This is a genomic window from Candidatus Dependentiae bacterium (assembly GCA_026389015.1).
Taxonomy (GTDB): domain Bacteria; phylum Babelota; class Babeliae; order Babelales; family Vermiphilaceae; genus JAPLIR01.
Genome location: JAPLIR010000025.1, coordinates 54,272 through 71,127, shown reverse-complemented (window position 1 = coordinate 71,127; position 16,856 = coordinate 54,272). Strand labels below are relative to the sequence as shown.

Annotated in this window: 16 protein-coding genes and 1 tRNA gene; 6 read left to right on the top strand and 11 right to left on the bottom strand. The window is 41.1% G+C overall.

All coding sequences use genetic code 11. The annotated features are described in order from the left end of the window. From NTX86_05055 to rapZ, 5 genes are all read right to left on the bottom strand, one after another. The coding region (locus NTX86_05055; GenBank protein MCX5922663.1) for a hypothetical protein at positions 1-180 on the bottom strand (180 nt) is incomplete at its 3' end. Between the two features lie 81 nt (positions 181-261). Continuing rightward, positions 262-1,770, bottom strand: coding sequence for a lysine--tRNA ligase (gene lysS / locus NTX86_05050; GenBank protein MCX5922662.1), 1,509 nt, complete (start codon positions 1,768-1,770; stop codon positions 262-264). A 63-nt stretch (positions 1,771-1,833) separates the two neighbouring features. Beyond that, positions 1,834-2,457, bottom strand: coding sequence for a superoxide dismutase (locus NTX86_05045; protein MCX5922661.1), 624 nt, complete (start codon positions 2,455-2,457; stop codon positions 1,834-1,836). An 8-nt stretch (positions 2,458-2,465) separates the two neighbouring features. Then, on the bottom strand, positions 2,466-2,747 hold the full coding sequence (locus NTX86_05040) for a septum formation initiator family protein (protein MCX5922660.1): 282 nt from the start codon (positions 2,745-2,747) through the stop codon (positions 2,466-2,468). Beyond that, a complete protein-coding gene (gene rapZ / locus NTX86_05035) occupies positions 2,744-3,682 on the bottom strand; it encodes an RNase adapter RapZ (protein MCX5922659.1) in 939 nt (312 codons plus the stop codon). The genes NTX86_05040 and rapZ overlap by 4 nt, the downstream gene beginning before the upstream one ends. A 115-nt stretch (positions 3,683-3,797) precedes the next feature. Here rapZ and NTX86_05030 point away from each other — a divergent pair, with 115 nt between their 5' ends. Further along, positions 3,798-5,306, top strand: coding sequence for a S41 family peptidase (locus tag NTX86_05030; protein MCX5922658.1), 1,509 nt, complete (start codon positions 3,798-3,800; stop codon positions 5,304-5,306). 57 nt (positions 5,307-5,363) lie between these two features. Here the strand turns inward: NTX86_05030 and NTX86_05025 are convergent, their stop codons facing one another. The 6 genes from NTX86_05025 to NTX86_05000 all read right to left on the bottom strand — a co-directional run bounded on the left by NTX86_05025 (position 5,364) and on the right by NTX86_05000 (position 9,915). Beyond that, on the bottom strand, positions 5,364-5,906 hold the full coding sequence (locus NTX86_05025; GenBank protein MCX5922657.1) for a GNAT family N-acetyltransferase: 543 nt from the start codon (positions 5,904-5,906) through the stop codon (positions 5,364-5,366). Positions 5,907-5,920: 14 nt separating this feature from the next. Further along, positions 5,921-7,765, bottom strand: a complete 1,845-nt coding sequence (gene glmS, locus NTX86_05020; GenBank protein ID MCX5922656.1) for a glutamine--fructose-6-phosphate transaminase (isomerizing) — start codon at positions 7,763-7,765, stop codon at positions 5,921-5,923. A 96-nt stretch (positions 7,766-7,861) separates the two neighbouring features. Then, on the bottom strand, positions 7,862-8,299 hold the full coding sequence (rpsI, locus tag NTX86_05015; GenBank protein ID MCX5922655.1) for a 30S ribosomal protein S9: 438 nt from the start codon (positions 8,297-8,299) through the stop codon (positions 7,862-7,864). 637 nt (positions 8,300-8,936) lie between these two features. After that, positions 8,937-9,012 (bottom strand) — tRNA-Thr (locus NTX86_05010). A 61-nt stretch (positions 9,013-9,073) separates the two neighbouring features. Beyond that, positions 9,074-9,421 (bottom strand): TraR/DksA family transcriptional regulator, encoded by a 348-nt coding sequence (locus tag NTX86_05005; protein MCX5922654.1) that lies wholly within the window; start codon positions 9,419-9,421, stop codon positions 9,074-9,076. A 17-nt stretch (positions 9,422-9,438) separates the two neighbouring features. Beyond that, positions 9,439-9,915, bottom strand: coding sequence for a nucleoside deaminase (locus tag NTX86_05000; GenBank protein ID MCX5922653.1), 477 nt, complete (start codon positions 9,913-9,915; stop codon positions 9,439-9,441). Between the two features lie 274 nt (positions 9,916-10,189). Here NTX86_05000 and gyrB point away from each other — a divergent pair, with 274 nt between their 5' ends. The 5 genes from gyrB to NTX86_04975 all read left to right on the top strand — a co-directional run bounded on the left by gyrB (position 10,190) and on the right by NTX86_04975 (position 16,856). Further along, on the top strand, positions 10,190-12,601 hold the full coding sequence (gyrB, locus tag NTX86_04995) for a DNA topoisomerase (ATP-hydrolyzing) subunit B (protein ID MCX5922652.1): 2,412 nt from the start codon (positions 10,190-10,192) through the stop codon (positions 12,599-12,601). A 51-nt stretch (positions 12,602-12,652) separates the two neighbouring features. Beyond that, positions 12,653-13,633 (top strand): tRNA lysidine(34) synthetase TilS, encoded by a 981-nt coding sequence (gene tilS, locus NTX86_04990; protein ID MCX5922651.1) that lies wholly within the window; start codon positions 12,653-12,655, stop codon positions 13,631-13,633. A 64-nt stretch (positions 13,634-13,697) separates the two neighbouring features. Further along, positions 13,698-14,735, top strand: coding sequence for a TonB C-terminal domain-containing protein (locus tag NTX86_04985; GenBank protein MCX5922650.1), 1,038 nt, complete (start codon positions 13,698-13,700; stop codon positions 14,733-14,735). A gap of 85 nt (positions 14,736-14,820) precedes the next feature. After that, a complete protein-coding gene (locus NTX86_04980; protein ID MCX5922649.1) occupies positions 14,821-15,387 on the top strand; it encodes a hypothetical protein in 567 nt (188 codons plus the stop codon). Positions 15,388-15,485: 98 nt separating this feature from the next. Continuing rightward, positions 15,486-16,856 carry an FAD-dependent oxidoreductase gene (locus NTX86_04975; protein ID MCX5922648.1) on the top strand — a complete coding sequence of 457 codons (1,371 nt, stop codon included), beginning with the start codon at positions 15,486-15,488 and terminating at the stop codon, positions 16,854-16,856.

Genomic DNA, 16,856 nt, shown 5'->3' with positions numbered 1-16,856 from the left:
CATCTGACGCTCGGGAGCATATTGTTTTGAAAAAGGACCAACCCCAATAGATTGCTGAATATAGGTAACAACATACAAATCATAGGGAGTTTCATTATGAACTGAGATGGTGTCTGCTCGAAGCGCATTACTGTGAATAATAAAAAAAATGAGCGCTACACTATAGTTAATAATACGCATTAAAAATCCCCCATTGTATGTATAGTCCCTTATTCAAAGGTGACGATACCACAAAGGGGGAAAAAAAAGATAGAGTTCTAATTAATGTTTACGTTTTAATGTTGGAAACAAAATAACATCTTTAATAGAGGTTGTGTTAGTCATCAACATCACTAAGCGATCAATACCAATACCAACGCCAGCAGTAGGTGGCAAGGCATAATCAAGCGCATGAATAAACTCAGCATCATAAAAATGCGCCTCGTCATCACCCGCGGTGCGTGCCTTTGCTTGATCGTGAAATCGAGATGCTTGATCAAATGGATCGTTTAACTCATTGAAACCGTTGCTAATTTCCATACCGGCAATAAAGAGCTCAAAGCGCGCTGCAATCGATGGGTCTTGTGGATCTCTTTTTGCTAACGGCGAAACTTCAATAGGAAAATGAGTAATAAAGGTTGGCTGAATTAATTGAGGTTCAACCAGTTTTTCAAACAACACTAACAACTTTTCCCCCCATGAGGCATTTTTGTTAGCGGCCTGAAAACCGTGGTTTTTTAAAACTGCATCAATAGCATCACCTTCGATAGCACCCTTTGCAAAGTTGCCGTATTTTATTACCGCATCCTTCATACTCAAACGAGCAAATGGTTTACCAAAATCGATGATATGGTCACCAAACGGAAGCTCTAATGCCCCACAGGATTCCATAGCAATTTTTTTGAACATGTTGTCTACAAAATCCATAGCCCAGTTGTAATCTTGGTACGCCGTATAGAACTCCACCATGGTGAATTCAGGATTGTGACGTGTTGAAATCCCCTCATTTCTGAAATTTCGGTTAATTTCATACACACGGTCAAAACCACCGACCACGAGGCGCTTTAAATAAAGCTCAGGAGCAATACGCAAATAGAATTCAGAATCAAGTGCATTGTGATGGGTTACAAAAGGCTTTGCCGCAGCACCACCTGGAATGGGGTGCAACATCGGCGTTTCAACTTCCATAAAGTCATTTGTATCAAAATAACTACGCATCGTGCGAACAATTGCTGAGCGCTTTTTAAAACGTTCCCGACTATCTGACGAACTGATTAAATCTAAATAACGTTGACGATAGCGAACTTCAATATCAGCAAGACCATGAAACTTATCTGGTAATGGATAGAGACATTTACTTTGCAAAGCAAACTCAGTGACTTTTAAAGTAATTTCACCCGTTTTGGTTTTGAACGATTGTCCTTTAACCCAAACAATATCACCAATATCAACAAAGTTATTAAAATTGGCAAAGGCATCATCGCCTAAAATATCTTGTTTAATATAGACCTGTACAAGGCCGCTGCGGTCTTGAATTTGAGCAAATATTGTTTTTCCGTGCCCACGCAATGCCATGAGTCTACCTTCAATGGCATATTCACGAGATTCTGCACCTTCAACATATTCATCAATTACATCTTTGCAAACTGCATTGACTAGTTTTCCGGCAGGCCAAGGCTCAATGCCAGCTTTACGCATCACTTCTACTTTTTCAAGGCGAATACGGTGTTCATCAGAAACAGATAGAGGAGCTTGGGTTTCTACCGTGCCAATGTTTTCATTTTTTTTCATGGAGATCTTCTATAACTAAAATTTTATGGTCAATATACTCATGTTATTATATCATCTACCCTATTATCGTACAATAGTACTATAGTTCTCTTCAACCTGCTCCCAATTAACCACATGCCACCATGCATTAATATAATCAGGCCGTTTATTTTGGTATTTCAAATAATAAGCATGCTCCCAAACATCAAGCCCCAAAATTGGCTGCGACCCTTGTGATAATGGTGTGTCTTGGTTAGGAGTGGCAATAATCTTATACTGTCCGTTAGGCGCAACACACAACCAAGCCCAACCACTACCAAAAACTCCTTTAGCGGCTGTATTGAATTGATCTTGAAATGCTGCAAAGCTGCCAAACTCTTTTTTTATGATATCGCCAACAGGTCCTTGCGGTTCACCACCGCCATCTCTGCTCAACATCTTCCAAAAAACTGAATGATTATAATGACCGCCACCGTGATTTCTGACCACGGCGCGTACTGATTCAGGCACTGAATCTAAAGAACTTAATAATTCAGTAAGCGGTGTACCTTGTAAAGCAGGGACTTGTTCCATAGCTTTATTAAGATTATCAATATAAGCCTGATGATGCTTAGTGTGATGGATTTCCATCGTCATTGCATCTATATACGGCTCTAATGCGCCATAATCATAAGAAAGTTTTGGTAAGCTATATGCGAATTCCAACATTAAGACTCCTAACGTACGTAGTAGATTTGATCACCCTTGCGGGCCATTTGTAACTGTTCACGAGCAATTTTTTCTTTATAAAATGGATGAGCATCCCATTGGACAATCGTATGTTCAAGGCCATACACATCGGCACGCAACAGATTAATTTCTGCCACGAGCTGCTGATTTTCTTCTTGCAATTGCGTCACCGCACAAAAACCGTTGGGAGCAAAAAAATAAGTCCCCGTAAAAACTAACAATTCTAACGCAAAGAAAATTCGTAATATTTTTCGTTTAATTTCCTTCATAGTACCACCTCTTTTGCCTCTTGTTTATTGTTGTATGAGTCACGATTAATATCACGATGCTCAACTATAAACTGTACATTGGGTAATTGTTCCTGCGCAAGTTTTTGCACAAAGGCCACGGAGCGGTGCTTGCCTCCTGTGCATCCAATCGCAATATTCATAAAGAACCGGCCTTCCGCATGTGACTTCTTAATCGAATAGCACACAAAATCCACCAGCTTATCCCAGTATTCGATGACATCAGGCTGCGCAAACAGATACTGAGCAACTTCTGAATCAATGCCCCGTAAATGCTTTAATGCTGGTACAAAATAAGGATTGGGCAATGAGCGCACGTCGTACAAAAAATTACTTTCTAACGGCGCACCATATTTGAAACCAAAAGAAACTAAGCTCACCACCATGCGCTGCTCCCCACCCGGCGAAAATGCCGAGCGTACAAAGCTACGTAGTTGATGAATATTTAACTGGTCAGTATCCAAAACTAAATCGGCAATAGACATGAGCGGCTGTAATAAATCCTGTTCTTGTTGAATGGCACTCGGCATATCAATAGCATCGGCAAGTGGATGCTTACGACGTGTTTCTTGAAAGCGTTTTAAAAGAACAGCGGGACTTGATCGCAGAAAAAAAATTTTAGGAGCATTCATAGCGCCATGCGCAAATCTATTCCGCACATCGCGAATAAAATCTTCGATCGCTAATCCACCACGAATATCAATGCCAAGCGCCAACCGCTGACCATTAATTTTCGATTGATGAACCAACTGAAAAAATGAATCCAATAATGCAATCGGCAAGTTATCAACACAAAAAAAACCAACATCTTCCAATGCACGAAGCACCGTACTTTTGCCGGCGCCGGAATATCCAGTAACGATAACAATCTGTGGTTGAACGGCAGTTTTTGCTTCCGCCATCATTTCATGTGCCATATATCCTCAAACAAGCTGTTTTTTATATAAATAAATTATAACTCTTCTCTGGGCAAACATATAGTTCTATTATGGAAGATATCATTCTATTGTTAACCAAAAAAAGGATACTATTATGAAAAAACAACTACTCATCGTCATCACGCTCTGCTCTATGGTACCAGCTATGGTAATAACAAAAGAACCAAACAAAAAAGAACAAAAAGCACCTTTTGATTTTGACGAAGTAGCCTTCAACTGGACTCGCACCTTTGCTGAGGTTGTAGAAAACACCAGTAAAAAACATTACAAGGTAAGTGACCTGGAAGAATGTATGATTAAGGCAATCGACGGATTTTTATCTGCTCTTGACCCGCACTCTAACTTTCTTGACCCGAAAACCTATAAACAAATTTTGGAAACAACCAGTGGTGAATTTTTTGGTATTGGCATCGTTATCGACAACACTCGCCAACCAAAAGATAAAACATTAACCATCATTGATACTATTCCAGACGGCCCATCTGATAAAGCCGGCGTGCAACCACACGATAAAATTATGGAAATTAATGGCGAACAACTGGAAGGCATGAGTACCGAAGAAGCAACCGCAAAATTAAAGGGTGAACGCAACACCCAGGTACACATCAAGGTGTTACGCGAAGGCCACACGGATATGCTTTCTTTTGATATCACCCGCGATGTAGTAAAAGAGCAAAACTCCCTCGCCTTTTATATTAATGAACACAACATCAGCTACATCTCACTGAACATGTTTACCTCAACGGCCATCAAACAAATCACCCAGTTACTACAACAATCAAAAAAGAAAAAATACAAAGCCCTTATTCTTGACCTCCGCAACAATTCAGGTGGATCACTCAGCGCAGCTATTGATATCGCCGGATTATTTTTAGATAAAGGCAGCTTAGTGGTGACCACGAAAGACAAAACACACAAAGAAACAGAACGCTACGAAACCAGTAATAATCCCATAGCCAATGACGCACTACCTATTTTCATTTTAATGAATAATTACACGGCATCAGCTGCAGAAATTCTTGCCGGTGTATTAAAGATCCATTCAGAAAAACTCTCCAAAGAAGCGGGCAATAATCATCAAAAGAAACTCATGGTATTTTTAGTTGGTACCAGAACTTTTGGTAAAGGCTCGGTTCAAGAAGTTATTCCCGTCAGCAATAACTGCGCCATGAAAATCACGACTTCGCTCTACTTTTTGCCTAACGACACTTCAGTCCAAGGCTTGGGCATTGAACCAGACTTTGTCATTGATCGACGCATGCCACCAACAGAACAAATGACCTGGTTCACCAAATTTTATGGCCGCGAATGTGCATTGCCTGGCTACATAAAAGTAGATGCCAACAAAGAAGCGGAAGATAAAGATAAAGAAGCGGAAGAGGAAAAGAAAAAGGATAAAGAGAAAAAGACCTGGGCTGATCGTGCGCGCACCATGCTTGAAACCGATAATCAACTCCGCGACACCATCAGCTTGATTAACTTGCTCTACACCGGAAAAACTACCTGCCCACACAATGTGACGACAAGAACTAAAGCGATCGAGTTCTTGAAGAGCAACTTTATTACGAACGATAAGCTGACTCTGGAAGAAATAAAAATTTAGACCAACTAACAACGATTGGGTTTGTCTTCTAACGGGACAAACCCAATCTAAAAAATACTACGCCAATTTAATTGCATATTCAATCAAACAACCGGGGCTATCTTTGGGAGTGAACCCAATGTTGGTATAAAACCGCTTTGCCTTTTCATTGTCATCATACACTTTAAGCGAGATGGTTTGCGCGCCAGCATTTTTAAGCTCATTCATAGCATGTGTTAATAAGGTATGACCATAGCCACACCCATGGCATTGTTTGTCAATCGCCAACAAATCAACGTGGCCGTGAAAGTCATCCAACATTTTATAGACAATAAATCCGGCCAACTGATTTTTAACACGTAAAACATTAATGGTATGTTCATGACTAACCAGTTCTTCTTCAAAATCCCATGCGCCTAAAGCATTATGATGCTGCGCAAAGAGCTCCATAAAACCTTGTTGATCTCGATCGTGATTATACTGTTCAATGCAAACTTGACGACCCAGATGCATCCAACATTGTGGCAAAATGCCTGTCTTTGACAGAAGCAAGCTACTTGCAACGAATGCAATAGCAAAAGAAGCGAGAAAAGCTAAACTAATGATTTTTTTAAACTGCATAGCTCATAAACCAATTATTCAACCGTCACCGACTTGGCAAGGTTGCGCGGCTTATCAATCGCACAGCCAAGTTCAAGCGCAATGTGGTACACAAAGAATTGCATTAACCCTGTCATGGCCAAGGGCCCGAGCAATGGATTAACATTAGGAATCACAAAAAGTAAATCGGCGAGTGCATGCAATTCAGTCTGCCCTTCAAAAGCAAATATAATCAAATGGCCATTGCGCGCTTTAACTTCTTGTGCATTAGAAAGTAATTTTTGATAAATCAACGGATCGCGATGGGAAAATAAAAAGATAGGCGTATCTTTATCTACTAAAGCCAGCGGCCCGTGTTTAAGTTCGCCAGCGGGATAACATTGAGCAAACACATAAGCAATTTCTTTAAGCTTTAATGATGCTTCCATAGCAAAGGGATAACTAATATGACGTCCTAAAAAGATGCTCTTTTTATACTGAGCGTATTTACGTGCATGTTTTTGAACAATATCAATTTTATAATTTTCGATGCAGCTTTCCAAAACTTCTGCTGCTACTAACAATTCTTCTTCAGCAAGTTCCATTTGTTGTTTGGTGATGATGCCCTTTTCAAGCGCCATACGATTGGCTAACCAAAACAGTGCAGCAACTTGGGTTGAAAACGCTTTAGTTGAAGCAACAGCAACTTCTTGACCCGCTTGCGTGAGCAAAAAACCACCAGCTTCGCGCACCATAGTGCTCGATGACACGTTGGTCAATGCCACGGTGGGCAATTGCATGTCATTAATCATGCGTAATGCTTCTAGCGTATCGGCAGTTTCGCCTGATTGAGAGATTGCTATAAACAAACTATTAGGTTCCGAAAAAAATGACATGTACCGAAACTCTGATGCTAATAACACCTTGGTCGGCATCATGCATATTTGTTCAAAGAAAAATTGTGCTATGCGCCCTGCATGCCAGGAAGTGCCGCAACCAATTAAGTTGAGCGTATGTAAATTTTTTACCTGCTCTTTTGAAAGTCCTATGTGGTCCCAAATATTAATACTCAAAGACTTAAGACATTTGACTGTCGCATGAATTGCTGCCTTTTGCTCATAGATTTCTTTGAGCATATAATGTTCGTGGCCTTTTTTTTCATGAGCAGCCCAATCGGCAGTAATTTCTTGAACAGTCATAGGTAATGATTTACCGGAGAAATCGTAGAGCTCAATCATATCTTTTCTGACCAACGCAAAGCTTTGATCGGGCAGAAATAAGACCTGTTTTGTTTTGCCAGCAAAAGCGAGTAAGTCTGAAGCAACGAACATTTCGTTATCGCCAATACCTACACACAATGGAGAGCGCTTGCGCACCAAAAGCATGACATCTGGATGATCCTGAAGAATAGAAATAAAGGCATACGCACCTTCGAGCTTACTAATAAGATCAATAACCGTCGCTTTAAACGTGTTATGAACTGGCAACAACTCCTCAAAAAGATGAGCTATAGTTTCTGTATCGGTCTCGGAATGGAATACATGTCCTTGCGCAGACAATTGAGACCTGAGCGCATGATGATTTTCGATAATACCATTATGGATAATGGAGATGGTTTTTTGGCAATCAAATTGTGGGTGGGCGTTTTCTTGAGAAGAAACACCGTGCGTCGACCAACGAGTGTGGCCAATGCCGATATTGCCATCGATAGGGTTTTGTTCAAACTTTTTTACTAGGTTAGACAGTTGCCCTGCTGATCGGGCATAAAGAAGACGGTTGTCGGCAGGATTTATGCATGCGTATCCAGAAGAATCATAACCGCGATATTCAAGCCGAGAAAGGCCTTCAATAACGAAATCTCGACTATAATTTTTCCCTATGTAGCCAACAATTCCACACATAGCGCACTGCACCTTTTATTAAAGCAAAAACCAAGCAAGAGAAGAGAAAATACCCTGATAAGTAAAACTGGCAGGTTGCCCTGCCAGTTTCCAAAATTATCTTTTTACGAACTGGAACTTACGTCGAGCCGCTTTTTGACCGTATTTCTTACGTTCTTTAAGACGAGAGTCAACAGTTAGGAGTTCATGCTTACGCAATAGAGGACGAAGTGTTTCATCAATTTCTACTAATGCGCGAGCTGTTGCTAGCTTTACCGCGTTAGCTTGAGAGTGAAGACCGCCACCTTGCACGTAGGCAACAACATTATATTGTCCTGCTGCTGGGCAAACTCTGAATGGAACAGCTGCATCAAGTTGAGCCATTTCAGTGTCAAAATAGGTGAGGTATGCTTTATCGTTAACCGTTAGTGTACCGTTGCCTTTTGAAAGCCAAACGCGTGCTACTGAAGATTTACGACGACCTACGCCGTGAGAAATGTTTTTATTCGCCTTGCCAGTCACACCAGCTACTTTATCTAAATTTATTTTTACCATAGATTCTCTTTAAAAACCCTACTATGTTCACCAAAAACTTTTTGAACTTCTGCAATTTAGGATAGCGGATAAACCATAAAAAGTCAAAATAGTTTGACTCTGGTCTAGCCTTTCGCCCTCATCTTCAGCTGAGCCCGACGCAATCGCATTTTTTAACGAATTCCTTCCTTAAAAAAACTGGCGGAGCCAGACGAAGCTCGCTCTACGAGCCTGAAGGCCCGGATAAGCGAAGGTATTTGAAGCCAATTATTTAAAAATTCATTAACTATAGACCATATTTAGCAGTTTGATAGTTTTTTGATTTCTTATGCTTCGAATAAGCACAGCCTACGTTAAAACTTCGGCGGGCAACCTACGCTAGTTCTATCACTATCATTTCCTTAACTGGCCGCGCCAACCGGAGCTTGCCGAGCCGAAAACAGTGCTCTTCAAGAGCACCAGGCCCGGATAAGCGTAGGCATGATCTATCACTACTAAAATGTAGCAGCTTGCAAGCAAAATGTTTTTGCAAGCTTTGAATAAGCCCAGCCTACGTTAAGACTTCGGCGGGCAACCTTCGCTTTTGCAATACATATTAATCTTATAAAACTACCTTTAGTGGTGGCCGCGCCAACCGTAGCTCTGAAAGAGCGAAGGTTGGAGCCGATGATCGGAGTTGAACCGACGACCTATTGATTACGAATCAAGCGCTCTACCAGCTGAGCTACATCGGCACCCTATGGGACCTAACTATAACAAAAATCACAAAAAGGTCTAATCAAAGGTAGAAAAAAACTATTTAAATGGATTTTCTTCAAAAGCCTCTTGGCAAACGATGCACCGAGCGGCATTTTGATACGATTTAAGCCGCTTTTCGGATATAGGCTGACCACAGTCGCTACAAATACCATAGGTACCATCATCGACCTTTTCAATAGCCAGTAAAATCCTATTGTATTCCTCGCGTTCAGTGTCCTGCAATGAAACTTGCAAAGATTCCATGGTAGAAGAAAGAGCCTGATCGCCCGGATCTTGCACCTGGCCATCAGAGAACCTCTCTTGAGACAAGCGTGTCAACTCTTGTTCAAGCTCCATTTTACGCGCCATCAATGATTTTCTTATTGTTTCTAGATTATCTTTCAAGGTACTATCCCCTCTTTCTATCGTTTGGTTTTAAAAAATCGCTTCAACAAAATCCCTGCCTCTTCCTGACAAATGCCTTCTACTATACTCAAAACACTTTTCTTGTATAGCTGAACGTTAAGGTTGTTGTCAAGATGATAGCCAAAAAGCGGCGAGGAAGCGCCAAATACAACACCATCCAAACGACTCAGCAAAATGAGGTTCATACACATCGCACATGGTTCAAGAGTAACATATAACCAGCAACCTTCTAGGCGCCAATCGTGCAATTTCTTACCTGCTTTTTCTATCGCTAAGCTTTCAGCATGGGCTCGCTGCGTATGCTGAGACTCAACCAAATTCATACCTCGTGCAATAATCACCCCTTGAGGGTTAACGATTACGGCACCTACCGGCACCTCATTTTTGGCAAAAGCCTTTTCTGCTTGGCGCAATGCTTGAGACATAAAAACAACATCTCGATCATGCCCAAATATAGTTTCTTTTGGTTTCATAACTATCTACAATAAACCTTAAAAACGCACTGGGGCGCTCATTATTTTAAAAGTGGTGGCTCGATACAATTTTGCTCATGCAAAATCACTTACCATGAAACAATTTAATAATTCGATACAATCGCACGACCAACATTTATACCAATATTTTATGGTTAAAAGTGGAAAATTCTACGATTGTCTCTTATACTACTACATACGATAGAAAAAATAAATTTTTTAATCTCCATACCAAGTAGCTTGTCATCTACCCAACCTGCCGCAGGAGAATACTATGGCCGATATTAAAGAAAAAGAATACAAAGCCCAGTCTATTAAAATTTTAGAAGGTCTTGAGGCTGTTAGAAAACGCCCCGCAATGTACATTGGGTCTACTGGACCCCATGGATTGCATCACCTTGTCTACGAAGTTGTCGACAACTCAGTCGACGAATCATTGGCAGGATACTGTAATAGTATCAAGGTCATATTGCACAAAAATGGCTTTTGCTCCGTGGAAGATAATGGTCGTGGTATTCCCACCGACATTCATCCAAGCGAAGGTGTATCGGCAGCCGAAGTAGTACTTACCAAATTGCATGCCGGCGGTAAATTTGATAAAGATTCATATAAATTCTCTGGCGGATTACACGGTGTTGGCATCTCTGTTGTTAACGCACTTTCCGTCCGTCTTGACCTCACTATCTTCCAACATGGCGAAATCCATGAAATGTCATTCGAACAAGGCAAGGCACTCGACAGATTACAGGTAACAGGAAAAACTAAGAAACGTGGTACCTTAGTACATTTCTTACCAGATCCTGAAATCTTTAAAGAAACAATAGACTTCAATTTTGACACGCTCTCAGTTCGTCTACGCGAGCTTGCCTTTTTAAATAAGAATCTAAAAATATCCATCGCCGATGAACGCACCGGCAAGAGCCACGAATTCTTATTTGAAGGCGGTATCATTTCATTCGTAGAACATATTAATGAAAAGAAAACCCCACTATTTCCTGAAGTTATCTACTTTGAAAAAACAGATGATGTTTATATTCTTGAAGTAGCCTTACAATATAATGATGGTTATGGCGAACAATTATTTTCATTCGTCAATAACATCAACACTACCGAAGGTGGCACCCACGTCTCTGGGTTCAAGTCCGCTTTAACAAAAATATGTAATAAAAAAGCGACCGCATTTAATATTCTTAAAGGCGATGAAAGCTTTTCAAGCGAAGATGTTCGAGAAGGTTTAGTCTGCGTCATCAACATGAAGGTTCCAGAACCTCAATTTGAAGGCCAAACTAAAACCAAATTAGGCAACAATGAAGTTAAAGGTATTGTTGATTCTTGGACTTTTGCATTCTTAGAAACTTTCTTTGAAGAAAATCCTGGCGTAGCAAAAAAGATTTTACAAAAAGCTGAAATTGCTATGAGTGCACGCGAAGCCGCTCGTAAGGCTCGCGACATAGCCCGCAGAAAAACAGTTCTAGAAACTATGATTCTGCCTGGCAAACTCGCCGACTGTTCCAACGAAGACCCTGCACAAACAGAACTATTCATCGTAGAAGGTGATTCTGCAGGCGGCTCGGCAAAACAAGGTAGAGACAGACACACACAAGCAATTTTACCACTCAAAGGTAAAATCTTAAACGTAGAAAAAGCTCGCATCGACAAAGTACTTTCAAACGAAGAAATCAGAGCGCTTATCTCTGCAATTGGTTGCAGCATTGGCGAAGATTTCGATGTCAACAAAGCTCGCTATCATAAAATCATTTTAATGACCGATGCTGACGTTGATGGCGCACATATTCGCACACTCCTCCTTACCTTCTTCTTCAGGTACATGCGCACACTCATCGACAAAGGCTACCTCTACATTGCTCAACCACCATTGTACAAAGCAAAGATTGGCAAAAAAGAACAATACCTTAAAGACGATAAGGCATTTAAAACATTCTTGTTTGACTGGGCATTTGAACAAACAACGCTCACCGTCAACGACCAAGTCTTAGATCAAGCTGCATGGCAAAAAGTATTAACTGATATACGCGTCTATGACGACCAACTCAGTTTGACTGCAGCGACGTTCAGAATTTTACAAAAGTTCTGTCACACCTTAACACTCGTTCTACAAAAAAATCCGTGGGAAGAATCCATGGGTATTCCTGCATTAGTGGAAATGCTCAAGAAGAACTTGAACAAATACACTATTACGGCTCAACAAGCAACCGTAGAGACAGCTGACACACACGAGACATTAAAACAAGCAGCCATGATTACTTTCTCATTGTTGAACAACCACTGGGATGTGCCGGTAGCTTTCTTTAGCTCACCTCAGCTAGCAGTGCTCATAAAAGACCTTGAGCCCGTTTCGCACCTTGAAAATCATGATTGGAAAGTGCAAGTTGTTGATAAAGATCGCCATATAATCAACAAAGGCATTATCGCTCTTCTTGATGCTATAAGCGCTATCAGCAAACCGTACATGAACATTCAGCGCTACAAAGGTCTTGGAGAAATGAACCCTGAGCAACTATGGGAAACTTCTATGGACACAGCTCAGCGCACGCTGCTCAGAGTTACCATCGAAGATGCTCTTGAAGCTGACACCTGGTTTACCACTCTTATGGGCGATGACGTTAGCGGCAGAAAGCAATATATAGAAAACTTTGGCCACTTCGTTAAGAATTTAGATATTTAAGAATATGAAAAATAGCTTTAATTATGGCCTTTTTAGGCTATAATTAAAGCTATGAATGAACCATTACTCCAACGAATTAATTCCTATATTACAACCAATTGCCTGCTTACACCGAACTCAAAAATAGTGGTAGGACTTTCTGGCGGGCCCGATTCGGTTTTTCTCCTCCATTATTTGGCGGACTTACAAAAATCCGGTGCTATTACATCTCTTGTTGCCGCACATCTTGACCACGAATGGCGCGCCGAGTCGCACAAAGATGCAGAATTTTGCCACGAGCTTGCAAGAAGTCTTGGCATTAACCTTATAAGTCGCAAACTTTCAGAACTAAATCTATCGTTAAAATTTAATGGATCCCACGAAGAGATTGGCCGCAAGGCACGTCGAACTTTTTTTCAAAAGTTGCTGCAAGAAACTGGAAGCAACCACATCGCCCTGGCACACCATCTTCAGGACCAACAAGAAACCTTTTTTATTCGCTTACTTCGTGGCGCGACCTTAACCGGGCTGACCGCCATGCAAGCCAAAGATGATGTGTATATTCGCCCATTATTGCAAACCAGCAAGCCAGATATTCTTGCCTATTTGGATGCACACAACATTCTCTATCTGACCGATCCTACTAACACCTCAGATGCTTTTTTACGCAACCGCATTCGAATGTCGGTACTCCCAACACTACAAAACTGCGACAATCGTTTTGATAAAAATTTTATGGCAACATTGCAACGCCTTCAAGATACCGAATCGTTTTTAGACGAGCTCACCACAACAACGTTCCAAGATCTTGCCGAGCAAAACAATGGCTCATGGCATATCAACGTCACCAAACTTCTTACTCTCCACCCCATCATGCGCTATCGCGCACTCCTTCACTGGCTCTGCCATGAAAAAGTTCCTTTTGGTCCAACACAAAACTTCTTTGATGAACTCCTCAGATTTCTCGACGGCAATGACAGCAAAACCCATCGGGCACATCATGCCTGGTCGCTCATCAAAAAGAAACAAACTGCCTGGATTGTAAAAATCTAATTCATCTTTTTATAGTAATAGAGTAGGCTGCGCTGGTACTCTGATACTAAAAAAGAAGGAACGAATGGAACAGCGCAACCCTTATCGCAGAAAAATGATGATCGTACTCCTGCTTGCGCTGCTTATTCATGCATGCATTATGCTTTTCCTTTTTGTCTGGAAATCTCAGAACGCAGAATATGAAAGAAAAACTCAACTATCACATGAAGAACGAGAACAAATAGTCTATATGCAAGACGAACCACAAGAAGAAACCAAACAACAAGAAGCGCCTCAAAAAGAAGAATGGGCTGCTATGAAGGCTCGCGCTAGTGATTTTGGTGGCACTCCTCTATTTGCCGACGAACCAGAATTCACTCCTGAGCCAGCAGCAGAAAATCAAGAACCTTTAACCCAACCAACACCTGAATCTCCACAAAAAGAGGAAGAAAAAACTCCTGAGCAACAAAACTCGAAACCGGACCAAGAAATTAAAAAAAAAGAACAAGAAAAATCAACCACCGTTGTGCAAGATAATGAAGAAAAAACAGCAGAACAAAAAATAGTTGAACCTGAAAAAAAACAAGAATCCCCGAAAATTGCCCAACGCCCTACAAAAAAAGAATCGGCCATTACTGGAACAATGGTCGGTACAAGTAATCGCGATGCTACTCCCGCACCAATAAGCCTAGCCGATATCACCAAGGGTTTCATACGCCATCTCACCAACGATGGCAATGACTCGATTACCATGTCAGGCAAAGAAGGCGGCAACCCAACGGCAGAACAACTCAGATACTCTCGCTATCTCCAAAAATTAAGCTGGTGGCTTAATAATGCTGATAAAGTTCACAATCATAAACTCAATAATCAACCCGCCATGAAAGCTGAACTTCAGATGCATATGACGCTCAAACGTGACGGCTCATTGATAGGGCTAGAGATAGCTCAATCATCGGGAAAAAAATATATCGATGAATATGCACTATTTATTTTCCGTGATGCGTCAGTTTCATTTCCACCGGTTCCTTCACATATTCAGGACAATCCCTTTAAAATTCTCTTTACTGTCAAGGTACATATCGGACAAGCAAAGCAATCATTTGGGTTCAGTCTTCAATAAACATAAAAACCTTTTCTTGCTCTTCTAGTTTGTGCTATCGTAAGAATGAAAAAAAATGAGACCCTACATGGCAATGGAGCCTACCATGAAACAACGCCTACTTTATAGCATCATTGCTCTTCTAGTACTATCAAATATTCCCAGCACAAAAGCATCCGAGGACTTTGCGGTAATCTTAAAGCCTGAATGGCAGGACCTTGAAAGCAATCCAGAAAAGGCAAAGATCTTTGGTGGCAAATGGATTCTTGCCGGCAGCATTGTTTTTAAAAAAAGAGCCAAAGAAACGGTACATCTCAACCGCCTTTATTTACAATGGCAAGGTGCATGTATTGATAAATTAATCGGCTCACTCTACAGAGTTGAGCCCGATAAAAAATTCATACCCATTCAGGACAATTTAGTCTGCGATGGCATATGGAATAAGGCACAACAAACACTGATGCTCAATTTCGATAAAAAAGAAACTATCGGCTTTAATAATACTTTCTACTTAGTGCTCACCGTGCCAAACACCTTGGAATCCATATTAAAAAAAGGTAGTTTCAGTCTGCTGACAAGTTCGTTGCCTGAAGAATTTAAGATATGCGCAGTTGCGCACCCATTGACGTTGTCATTTGACGTTCTTGGCGCACAGATCACTAAACTCGATTGATTCCTTCTAGACTTTTTATGCGTGCCATTGTATATCTAATGCAAATTTTGGCAAAACAGACGATGTAAGTATATGCAAGCATAAAAAGGAATAGCCGCATGGCAAAGATAGTGATTATTGGAGCAGGGTTAACCGGCATTTCAGCTGCCTACCACCTAGAACAAAAAGGCTTTAACGATTATGCCATTTTTGAACGAGATAACACCATCGGTGGGTTGTGCGGCACCATTGCCCAAGATGGCTTTACCTTTGACTTCACTGGCCATTATTTGCACGCAAGCGACCCTTACTTCCGCTCAATGATAGAACAATTAGTCGGCATGGAAAATCTGAACACCGTGATTCGCAAATCATTTATCTATTCTCATGACACCTACACCCGCTATCCATTTCAGGTAAACCTTTTTGGGTTATCTGACCAAGTAATTGCCGAATGCATTGAAGGATTTGTGCTGCGTAATCGCTCACGCAAAAAACCACAAACATTCCCTGAATGGGTTCTCCAAAATTTTGGCGCTGGCTTTGGCAAACAGTTCTTTTTTCCCTTCCAACGCAAAATCTTTGGACATCCGCTAGAAAAAATTACCGCCAGTTGGACGGGCCGCTTTGTGCCACAAACGTCGTTGCAACAGATTGTTAAAGGCTCAATGCAGGATATCGATGATACTCTGATTGGGTATAACGCTAGCTTTTTATATCCCAAAAAAGGCGGCATACTGTTCTGGGTACAAAAAATTGCTGACCAACTTACCCAGCCAATTCATACCAACTTTTGCGTCAGTGCCATTGATTTAAAAACAAAAACTGTATCGTTTACCAATGGCCATGTGGAACCTTTTGAGCAACTGATTAGCACCATGCCGCTTGATAAGTTACTGAGCAGCTTGCAGGAAAAATCTTCAACATCACTTGCAACTGCTGCCGATAAGTTGCTGTGCAATAAAGTCATCAACTTTAATCTTGGGGTGAATCGCCCACAGCTTTCCGAAAAACATTGGATTTACTTTCCCGAAAAGCACTATCCGTTTTATCGCATGGGATTCCCATCTAATTGCTCGCAATTCATGACACCGCCAGGCTGCAGTTCACTCTATGGTGAATTTTCCCATGTTAATAAATCGAAAACATGGGTAACGAGCACCCTCAAAGCATCACTTGATGCAACCAAAAAATTATTCAACATTGCTGATTCAGAAATCCTCATGCAAAAAATAATCCCGATTAGCCATGCGTATGTCATTTACGACACCTGGCGCGAAAAGAATTTGCCAAAAATTCACAACCGCCTCGCACAAGAATCGGTACATTCTGTCGGCCGCTATGGCGAATGGAAATACTCGAGCATGCAAGAAGCAGTGCTTGACGGCAAAAAAATTGCTGAACAACTGATTGTTGTGCCAGCACGACACGCACCAGAAACCGAATTTGTTATCTCTAAACAAAAAAAAGAAAAAGTAAGAGAGCTATAA